The organism is Haloferax sp. s1 (assembly GCF_058382125.1).
This window is the reverse complement of the sequence record NZ_JBZRPK010000623.1, coordinates 1-10,366: the sequence shown is the minus strand read 5'-3', so window position 1 is coordinate 10,366 and position 10,366 is coordinate 1. Positions and strand designations below refer to the sequence as shown.

The 10,366-nt window shown below is 55.3% G+C and carries 10 protein-coding genes; 5 read left to right on the top strand and 5 right to left on the bottom strand.

Features of this window, described 5'->3' with window-relative positions:
* The first annotated feature begins 54 nt into the window (after positions 1-54).
* Entirely contained in the window at positions 55-333 is a 279-nt protein-coding gene (locus tag QT222_RS13295; protein ID WP_004060825.1) for a PadR family transcriptional regulator, read from the top strand.
* A gap of 860 nt (positions 334-1,193) precedes the next feature.
* A complete protein-coding gene (locus tag QT222_RS13290; protein WP_004060826.1) occupies positions 1,194-1,616 on the top strand; it encodes a hypothetical protein in 423 nt (140 codons plus the stop codon).
* Positions 1,617-1,723: 107 nt separating this feature from the next.
* Here QT222_RS13290 and QT222_RS13285 read toward each other — a convergent pair whose 3' ends face one another.
* The 4 genes from QT222_RS13285 to QT222_RS13270 all read right to left on the bottom strand — a co-directional run bounded on the left by QT222_RS13285 (position 1,724) and on the right by QT222_RS13270 (position 5,471).
* Positions 1,724-2,329 (bottom strand): nitrous oxide reductase accessory protein NosL, encoded by a 606-nt coding sequence (locus QT222_RS13285; RefSeq protein ID WP_491477444.1) that lies wholly within the window; start codon positions 2,327-2,329, stop codon positions 1,724-1,726.
* A 100-nt stretch (positions 2,330-2,429) separates the two neighbouring features.
* Complete coding sequence (glmM, locus tag QT222_RS13280; RefSeq protein ID WP_491477443.1) at positions 2,430-3,755, bottom strand: phosphoglucosamine mutase; 1,326 nt, start codon at positions 3,753-3,755, stop codon at positions 2,430-2,432.
* 607 nt (positions 3,756-4,362) lie between these two features.
* Positions 4,363-4,677 carry a DdfA family disk-determining factor gene (gene ddfA, locus QT222_RS13275; protein WP_004060830.1) on the bottom strand — a complete coding sequence of 105 codons (315 nt, stop codon included), beginning with the start codon at positions 4,675-4,677 and terminating at the stop codon, positions 4,363-4,365.
* A gap of 158 nt (positions 4,678-4,835) precedes the next feature.
* On the bottom strand, positions 4,836-5,471 hold the full coding sequence (locus tag QT222_RS13270) for an NADPH-dependent F420 reductase (protein ID WP_004060831.1): 636 nt from the start codon (positions 5,469-5,471) through the stop codon (positions 4,836-4,838).
* A gap of 287 nt (positions 5,472-5,758) precedes the next feature.
* Between QT222_RS13270 and QT222_RS13265 the strand changes: the two genes are divergently transcribed.
* Positions 5,759-6,334, top strand: coding sequence for a hypothetical protein (locus tag QT222_RS13265; protein ID WP_004060832.1), 576 nt, complete (start codon positions 5,759-5,761; stop codon positions 6,332-6,334).
* A gap of 59 nt (positions 6,335-6,393) precedes the next feature.
* Here the strand turns inward: QT222_RS13265 and QT222_RS13260 are convergent, their stop codons facing one another.
* Complete coding sequence (locus tag QT222_RS13260) at positions 6,394-7,704, bottom strand: MFS transporter (RefSeq protein ID WP_491477442.1); 1,311 nt, start codon at positions 7,702-7,704, stop codon at positions 6,394-6,396.
* A gap of 673 nt (positions 7,705-8,377) precedes the next feature.
* On the opposite strand from QT222_RS13260, the gene QT222_RS13255 reads away from it, so the two are divergent.
* Positions 8,378-9,529: a hypothetical protein gene (locus QT222_RS13255; RefSeq protein ID WP_004060834.1), complete on the top strand. Its 1,152-nt coding sequence runs from the start codon at positions 8,378-8,380 to the stop codon at positions 9,527-9,529.
* Position 9,530: 1 nt separating this feature from the next.
* On the top strand, positions 9,531-10,366 hold an 836-nt coding region (locus tag QT222_RS13250), incomplete at its 3' end, for a hypothetical protein (RefSeq protein ID WP_491477441.1).

The window sequence follows — 10,366 nt, the reverse complement described above, 5'->3', positions numbered from 1 at the left end:
GTATAGAGGTGGCTAACAATACCGGATGGCGGCGATACTTAGATTCGAGACTATATGTTCGAATTGACTGGCTTCCAGCGCGACCTACTGTACGTCATCGCCGGTTCCGAACGGCCATCCGGCCAAGAGGTCAAAGAGATGATCAGCAAAGACGTAGGGGAGGTGAATCACGGTCGGCTGTACCCGAACCTCGACGCGCTCGTAGAAGAGGGTTACGTCAACAAGGGCCAACACGACCGTCGAACGAATTTCTACGAGATGTCCGAGAAGGGCCGAGAATCCATTATCAAACGTCGAGACTGGGAAAACCAACACGTCGAGTTCCTGGGCTGAGCCGGACAGACGGATTCAGCAGGAAGTCAAAAGCGGTTCGAGCAGTGAGGGAGCGTGAGTGACACGCTCGTACCTCCATTCGAAGCCGACGGAAACGAACAGTTCGGTGCTGGGAGCCACAACACTCACTGCGGTCTCATTTGCAGTCGCAGGTTGGTCCGCCTGTGTATACCTCAGCCAGCGAACAAGAGGAGACAGGACGGCACCTTCGTGTCCGGACTGTTCGCTGGCAGAATCATCTCTCTAGAGCAATTCACTGGGGGAATCAGCCATCAATGTATACATCGTACGCGACGCCGGGTAAACTCGATGGACAACTCAGCGAACCACACCAACAGACGACTAGTCGGGAAGTCCACCCGAAACAACAAATCCAGTTTGCCCGACTCGGATTATCTCATCAATTCGTCCCTCTCGTATCGGTGTGTCCTATCTTCTCAGCTCGATTCCCGGAAGTGCCTACGAGACGGGCCACGATGCCACAACGCGAGTGGCAGTAAAAGCCATAAAACAGGCCAGAACACCAGTCAGAACACAGATCAGAACACCGGCTTCGGTAAAGTCCACGATACAGTCAACGATACTTATCAATAACCAATACAATACAAAAGCACCGAATATTTCAATATCTAGACTATACGTATTACTACGAACGATTCTCATTAACACGGTCATAAAAATTTGATTAATTATCCAATAATACGAAGCTGTCCGCCGGTTTTGAGTGTTCATGCGAATGGTTCTGAATCACCGAAAAACGGGACTGTAACGACCCAAGTAGTATACTAAATTGATATTCACACATCCCTACTAATGTAATTATCGCAACATTTATGGAGTTAATCCGCAACCACTGAGACATGGTAAGTGAACGGTCCACCGAGCAGGACCCAGAGAACACGACTGACGACACTGTCGGCAGACGCAAGTACCTCGCCCTGTGCGGGTCGGTGACAGCTGCAGGCGCACTCGCAGGTGTCGCTGGAGTCGGCTCGGCAACGGAACAACCCGATGAATCAGCCCCTGACGACGACGCGCATACACTCGTCGTCGCAGGAACTGGTTCGCTCTCTTCGTTCGAGGTAACGGTGAGCGGAGAGATTTCTCCCCTCCATTCGAACGGCGCGCTCAGTACAACCGGAACAGTTGGACCCGCCGCCGAGGGAACCGTCGACGAGGACTCGCGGAGCTATCACTTCGCTGGCGACATCACCAACTTCCAGTCGACCGATGCGGTGTCGGTGTACGTCGACGGGGTCCGGATTCCCAACGACGCGTTCTGAGAACGGCCGTTCGGTAACTCGTTTTCTGGCGGGAAAAACAGTAGAAAAGAGCGGTAGCGCAGTGACTAAAAATGCGAAGTTTCCGAACAAGGAGACAGAGCAGCAGTCTACGAGCGCATATAGCCGCTTAGCCACGAGCTGGTCACGTCGTCGAACGTGACGGTCGAACCGCCGTGTTCGTCGATAAATGCGTCGGCGTCCGCGCTCGACGAGAACGGAATCAGGTCTTTCCCCATTCCGCCGAGAACCTCGCTGCCGACGACGTACGTCATGTCCCGGGCGTTACCGAAGGTGTCCGCACCGGTGTGTGTAGAAATGAACGTGTCTCCTTCCTCTTCGGTGAGTTCGTACTCGACGACCGAGTAGTCCGTCACGTAGATGGCAGTTGCCTCCCAGCCCTGCTGTTGGTGCTCGAAGTAGTACGGGAACATGCCCATACTCAGGGTGTGGAACCACGCTGGATTATCGTGACCTTCGGGGGACGAATCACGATAGAATATCTGCCCGTTTGGGCCGGCGTGAAGGCCGATGACCATCCCGCCCTGGTCGTCTTCCTTCTGGCCCGAGAGGTCAACAGGGTCGGGCTTCGTCTCGGAGGACGTACCGAGACATCCCGCGAGTGTTGCGAGTGTACCGAGAGAGAACGCTTTCGTCGCTGCACGTCGCGTGAGCAGGTCAGCCGACTGGTCGCCGGGACGGATATCGTCGGGCATCGGTCGTTCGTGTTGCACTGAGCCTCAGCGGACTTAAACAGTGAGAATGCCCGGTCGCGTAAGACACGCACACTAACAACAGTTTGAACAAAACGAGGACTTAGACGACGATACGAGCACCCTCAACGAGTGAGCGAATGTCCTCGAAGAGGCGGTCCGCGTCGGCCGCGTCGCGTGCTTCCGCGGTGATGCGAACGACCGGTTCGGTGCCGCTGGCTCGGACGAGGAACCAGCCGTCTTTGGTGTCCACGCGGATTCCGTCGATGGTGTCGACCTCGTCGTATCTGGCGTGGATGTTACGGGCGATGCGGTCCATCGCCTGCTGTTTGTTCTCGAACGTGATGCTCGTGCGTCGAGTGGCGTACTTCGATTGCCCGAGCGAAGCGACCTGTTCGGAGAGCGGGCCGTACCGTGCAACGAGTTCTGTGAGTTTGAGCGCCGCGTAGTGAGCATCTGGAGCGAGTGTCTCGTCGGGCCAAATCCACGCCCCAGAGGGCTCACCACCGAAGACGTATCCCGGTTCTGCGACTGTCTCGGCGACGTGTACGTCCCCGACCGGCGTGTAGGTGACACACCCGCCAATACTCTCGATAACGTCCTGAACGAGTAGACTCGTGTCGATGGGCACGGCAATAGCGTCGCCCGCTGAGACGACATCACGCGCGAACAACGCGAGCAGCGCGTCTCCGGAAACGTACTCACCAGTTTCGTCGACAGCGACCAATCTGTCTGCGTCACCGTCGTGCGCAAGGCCGACATCCGCGTCGAGTGCAGGGACAGTTCTGCTGAGTGCCGTGAGCGTCTCGGCGTTCGGCTCGCTTTTTCGAGCGGGGAATCGACCGTCTGCTTGCCCATCGATGGTGTTGACCGTCGCTCCGAGCGCGTAGAGCGCATCGACCGAGACGCGACCGGTTCCGTTTCCGAGGTCGAACACGACGGAAACGTCGTCGAAGGAGTCGAACGACGAGACGAGATGGTCGACGTGGCGGGCCGGTGCGTCGGGCCAAGTGCGCTCCTCGCCGAGTTCGTCCCAATTAACGAGTGAAATCTCATCTCGGTTGAGCCGATGGACGATATCCCGGGTCTGTGCTCTGTCGAAGGCACGGCCACTCGGCGTCCAGAGCTTCAAACCGTTGTCCGAGGCGGGGTTGTGTGACGCGGTGATTCCGATGCCCGCGTCCGCTCCCGACCAACCGACAGCGCGGGCGATAGTCGGTGTCGAGGCGACACCGAGTCGGACGACATCCGAACCGCACTCGCGAACACCCGCGCTAACCGCGTCTGCGAGGACATCGCCACTGAGCCGAGCGTCTTGGCCGACAACGACCGTTCGGGTATCACACCCGACCGCACGGCCGATTCGGAGGGCAAGTTCGGCGGTCACGGTTCGGCCAACCGGACCTCGAATTCCACTCGTTCCGAACATACTGTGAGAGAGGTTCACAGGACGTTTTGGTATACATCGCCTACTGTCACACGAACCCGTTCAGGCAGTGCCTACTGCGAACCCGTAGCGGCTTACTCGGAAATCGGGGAGAAACGAAAACGAGCGGGAGTTCCCACTTAAGAGACGTTAGGGCGTCAGAAAACCGTTCTCCGACGCCCATTACTGACAAATGAACGGTAAGTGGCAAGGAAAGTACTTATTGTAGACAGGAGTTCCGTGAGGTAATGTCTACAATTCAGACAAAAGACCTCGTATCGCTCTTTGGGGCAGTTATACTCGGATTCGTATTCTTCCTCCTCAGCAACTATCTGAGCCTGTTTGGCGTGGTGACTGTGGATTCTGATTTGGTTGTCATCTCGGTAGGGGTCCTCATCGGGTACGGGGCTGCTCGTTTGAGCGACGCACGATAGATAGCACACACTATCTAACAGCCGATTCGCTGAAGGTCGGGGTGAACCCAATTCCTTGGGGACGATTCCATGACATGCTCCAGAGAACGAGGGCCGCGATACCAGTACTGATCATATGGCACTCCTCGACGTGAGTAGTATCGAAGTGAGCGTCGGCTCGCTACGCAGCGGTGGAGTTACTGGAGGGTCTGGGGGTTGCCGACGGGGACCACTTCGAGGGAACCGATTGCATCGAGCGTAACTCGGTACCCGGCATAAGAAAAGGAGAGGATTGCATCGTTCGAACAACCAAACAAGGAGTCGAGCGCATCTGGGTCGATAGTGTTGGCGAGTGGTGGGAGATGTGTTGGCTGAACACCCTCAATTGCTGCAACACTTAAGACCACATTCGTACTCAGTGGTTCTCCAGTATCGCGGTCGACTCGGTATGCCCCGGTAGCCTCGTCGTACGTTACGCGTGAATTCTTCCATCGTTTCGTCTGTGCCATCATGGTGCCTGACATCCATCGTTCTGGGATGATGGCTCTTAAATCCATGCTATTTGTGAACAGTTCTATTTCGTGAAAGTCACGAGTTCCAACTGGTTTAGATGTAGTGTGGAGAATACACAACTAATAATTATGTGGTATTTGCCGGGCGGCGGGTTTCCTTACTGAGCACGCAGCCTTCGCACGGTCTTGCGAGCTTCTTCCGTCGATATCTCGCGTTTATACAACGCAGAGCCGGGTTCCAACAGTTCACCTCCGGAGACGAGACCACCGACATCGACCGGGCCAAATCCGAGGTCGCGTATCAGGTCGGCAACGACTACCTTGGCATCCGGGTCGTCGCCTGCAAGGAAGATAGCGATTCGCTCCGACTCCGGCAGTTCGGGATGCCCGAAGTCGCGAAGTGTCTCCCAGTGTATCGTGTTGAACGCCTTGACTACCGTTGCATCCGGGAGTTGTGCTGCGACGAGTTCTGACGAGGTGTCATCGCCGAGGTCCATCACGTGGAAGTTCTCCGTGTACGGATTCATCGCGTCGACGACTACCTTCTCTGCGAAGTGATGGGCATCGGGAAGCGAGTCACGCTTTCTGAAGGGAATCGCGAGGAAAACGACATCGCCGAACTGAATCGCACGAACCGGGGGCACCGTGTGGAGTTGCGGCCCAAGTACCTCAGACAGGTCCTCCATAGACTCGGGACCACTCGCGTTCGCGACGGCGACCTCGTGGCCTGCCTCGACAAACAGTTGGGACAGCGTTCCGCCGAGTCGACCAGCACCGAGTATCCCAATATTCATGAACAAAGATGTATTTTTAGTAAGTTGAATCTTTGTGTGGATCTCGTGAGTTGCACACAGCCTCCGCACGGAGTTATTCCCGCCGACAAGTGTGCTGAATATACGTGACTGCGACGGATTTTCCCCAAGCATCATCAGCGAGTGTCAGCGATTCTATTGGCTAACCTATCACAACTCGTACTACTATCGTAATACACATCATAACCTCCAAATTACATTCACGAGGCCATTAACGTCTGATATTCAGGACAATCATAAATTAGTATACATATGAAGATACAACATTCATGGACAGGCGCAAGTTCCTCAGCAGCGTCGGAGCGGGAATCGTGCTCGTCTCCGGATGTCTCGGGGGAGACACCCCCCAATCGGACGGAGAACAGAACAGCGGTGGCGCAGACAGCACCAAAGAACCGGTGAAGGAAACCTCTGAACCGGCGACTAATACAACGTCCACGCCCGAGTCAACTCCAGAACCGACCCCCGTACCGCCGGAAGACCGAATCGACTTCGAACGCGACGACGACGACCCCGAGGTCGTTGGAACACTCCTGCTGAAAGGAGACATTCCAGGTGTCATCGTCTCGTCTGACTTTCTGTCCGCCAAGTCGTGGCAGAACTACGCGACGGTCGACGAGAAGAAAGGTACCTACAACGTTGGTCTCTCGGTCAAGACCACATCGAGTATCGGGCGGATAGAAGTCGTTGGCCAAGTGTACGATGAAGAGGGAGAACTCATCAGCGAAGATACCGACGTGACGAACAACATCGCTGCCGATGAGAAAGCACTCATCCACCTCGTGTTCGAAGATGACCTCGAAGAAATGTACTACTACGAAGTTCAACTGATACGGCCTAACTGAGGGAAATACGTTCCAACAAGTGAGAACGCATCCACAGGCGGGAGCGCTCCGGAGAGGAGCTACGCCCCGCCCGCGTACGCCTCGAACTCTTTTCCGCGAAGTGCGAAGTAGCCAACTCCGGCGATACCGACGAGCGACGCGACAGAGAATGCGACAGTCGGGTCGTTCGCATAGAGCCAGCCGCCGAGTGCCGCACTCGGGATGACCACCGTGTTTCGAATCAGGTAGTAGGCCCCAGTTACGCGGCCACCGGCATTTCGCTCGGCCGGACCGACGATGAGCGCTTTGTGGGCCGGGAGACCAGCGAAACGGAGCCCCGAGAAGGCAAAGAGCGCGACGAGTACCCACTGGTTACGTGGCGCGAAGATGAGAAGGACGGGGAAGATGGCGTAAACGGAAAAACCGAGTCCGACAACCGGTTTGAGACCGGTCCGCTCGGCGAGTTTCGAGACGGGGAGTTTCGTCAAGAGCGCAACGACCATCTCGACGCCGAGCAAGATTCCGAAGAAGGCATCCGGCCGAAGCGAGACGCCGAAACCCGTGAATCCGACTTTGAGGAAGTCGGTGACGACGATGACGAAGAAGACGTACACCATGCCGTTTGCAAACCGGATGAGTGTGTCGGCAATGAGAAGCGGCCGGAGCGTCTCGGGAAGCGACTGGAGGTCGTCGCGGAGTTGCGCGAAGCCTTCGAACGACTTTCCAATCGAATCTTCGTCGGCGTCGTAGAGGAAGTGCTGCGCAATCGTTGCGACGATACCGAAGGCCGCAGCAACGACGAGGACGTACTGGAACCCGTCAACGAAGTTCGCCGTCACTGCCAACAACGCGGCCGCGATGAGTGGCCCAAGGAGGAACCCGATTCGCCGGAATATCTCGGTGCTCGCAAAGCCCATCGCCAACCGCTCGGGCGGAACGCTCTGCTTGACGATAGCGAACGTCGCACCCAAGCCGAACGACTTCCACGCCTGCGTGAGAAAGAGGCCGACGAATATCCAAATCCACGGGTCGAGCGAGACGCCCGCAAGCGTCACTGGCGGAACCTCAGGAGCGACGAACCAGAGAAGAAACCCAGCGGAAGAGAGCGTTCCGAACAGCGTGAGTGAGAGGCGCGACCCGAGCCTATCGGAGAGTGCCCCGCCCGGGTAGGGATAGAGCGCGCCGATGAGGTTTCCCACACTGCCGTACAATCCGACGACAGTCGCGCCAGACCCGAGAACCCGGAGGTATTCGGGGATATACCGTCCGGTCATCTGAAACGACAGGCTGAACGCGAACATCGCCAAGGAGAGGACGAATACGTCGCGTTCGAGACCGATGAACTGCCGGAACGAATCGAAAGTATCGACGGCGTCCTGACGTGTTTCCATCAAGTATTCGCTCGGAGCGAGCGAACAAGAAAGTACAGGACGGGTTTGATATCCGAGGCAGGTCTGCCCGGCGTAGGGTTCTCAACATTCTACACACTGCTCCCGCTCAACAGTTTCCGTCGACCCACAAGAACCCTCTTCACCGGGGGGTCGACGGAAATTCCGCTGAGATCCCACACATCTGCTGAATCGACTTTCTTCACCCAGTTCAGCGACCGAGGTACAAGATCGAGGGTGCCATTACCGGCTGTGACTCTCCGTGACTGTCACCGGTTCGTTCGAGGACGCAGCCACTGTAACCGAGTCAAGACACATCTCGTTTCAATTGATGTCTGTTTATTTTGAGAGCGTTGTGGATATCCAATGGCAATCGCAGACGGATCTGTCCATGGATGAGGTCGATACCAAAGGCCCGGGGGGCCAAAAGATGCCATATCATGTGTTGCCAATAACTAGTAAAACCTTTCTCACGGTTACAGACGAACCCTAGTTGGGTTGAAGCGACGTGAAAGCGTATCCTGCCCAAGAACACGACGTCGTTACAGACGAACCCTTGCGGGATTAAATCCCGACTCCAAATGTGACAGGAGGAAATTCAGACCCATCGGTAAACTTTAAATTCCGTAGTCTGAATACTCTTCCAGTACATCCATCGTATAGAGGAACGTGTGACATGAAATTCGAACCCAGCCAACTGTCCGGGAATACCGAGGAGATCGTCTCGATGTTTATCGAGTACGTCACCCGGACAGATGAAGAGATAAAACACGAGGAAGAACGCGGCCAGCGGAAGACGCAGGTCAAGATATTCCTCGCAAACAACCACGGGTTCAAATTAGGGTCGCTGAATACCGAGATCGAGAGGCTAGCCGAGACAGAAGGCCTCTCAGACTACATTCAGAGATACATCACTGAGCACAACTTCCACGAAGAACGCCTCGGCGAGGACGTGTCATATGTCGAAATCGACACGCCGAAACGGGCACGCACCGACCAATTCGTCTTCATCGATGACGGAGACTACCTCCGAGTAATCACTGCCGAACGCCGGAAGTGGACGAAGAAAACGGTTGAGAAGCTGCTCCAGTACCTCCCATCTCTAGAGCGGGTGTTCCTCACACCGTCCGACTTAGAAGAGATCGTCGAGGAATTATACGGGACTTCAGTTTCCGGCTTCACTGCAAAGTACCACTCGTACAAAACGGACAAGCGCGCGAGTATTCGGTTCCACGGCGGTACTGACGAGGACCTGCAAAAAGTCGAGAACGTCTTCGATGCGAAGCCGACGAGGCTCGAATTCAAGCAACGAAACAGTCCCGATGCGGCCATCCGAAGCTCGGTTGCTCAAGAAGGTCACTTCACGTTCTCCAGTGTCCGACCCGGCTCAGAAGAGCGCGGAAGACAGACCTTAGAAGAGCTATCGAAAGGGTTTGAGTCGCACGACCAGCAGAATTACAAGATCGAACACAAACCGATTCGAGAGTCGTTCAAAGACGGCTTCACCATCGAGGGTGGAACCACACTAAGACTGATCGACGACTCAGAAGAGTACACTCTGGACCAAGACACTGCGGACTTCCTTGAAGAACGCGTCTTAGACCACAAACGGAGGTACGAGTATTCAGTCTGGGAGCACGGGAACTACCTCGTCTTCGACAAGGACACTAGTGAACCGTTTGAGATCACGGTCGAGGCTGAAGATATCCATCTCCACGCGAAGGAGGCGACAACGTCCACTTCGTTCCGTGACTTCTGTAGCTTAGTCTTCGAGGAGTTCGATTCGACGTACACGCTCGAAAAGAACTCCCGGAAGTTGAAGGTGTAGAATGACAGAACAGTGGGTCAAACAACAACGCGAAGTCGACTCATATAATCTCTTTTTCAGCTCATTCGACGGCCTGTCCGGCTCTGATGCGCTGTTTGACCTCGGATACCGTCTGGTTGGGAGTTTCGTCACAATCACCGATAGCCGCCAGCAACTGGAGGTCGGCCCCGACTTCGTGCTGTTCAACGGTGAGACGGCTCTGCTTGTGGAAATCAAGTCGGGTGGGAATATCAACGGTCGAGATATTCGCCAGATGGAGCGGTGTAACGAACTGAGCTATGAGAACGTGGTTGAATTTCTTCGTGACGCTGAGTTCAGTGGCCAAGGGGTAGACCCGAATGACCTGAGCAACGTTGAGCCGATCATTGTCTACTACACCGACTTCATCGATGGTTGTCGAACGTCTTCAGGGTGTACGGAAGCACTCGATGAGCTGAGTCAGCACTGTACTGTTCTCTCACAAGACAAAGGCGAGGCCCTCAAGCATGAGGAAGGGGAGCTCGAAGATGATGGTCTTGAAGCAATGCTTCGGACAGGTATTCAGCTTCCGAGGCTAGTCGACAAGAAGGTCTACTTGACGGAGAATGCAAACCGGGAGATTCTTGCCTACTCGATTGCCCATGACTTTGTCCTGAATAACCTTGGTAAGGATGACCGGCTCAAAGTCACACCTTCGGACGTGATTGAACGATATCGCCATAGAGAGGTTCCACTAGAGAAATCCACAGACGCATTGCGGTTCTTGGAAAAGATTGGAGGGTGTTCTCAGAACGCTGATGGGGAGTTCGTCTTTGATCGGCACCGAATCGGGAAGCTGCTCCAGGTCCAATCCAAGCT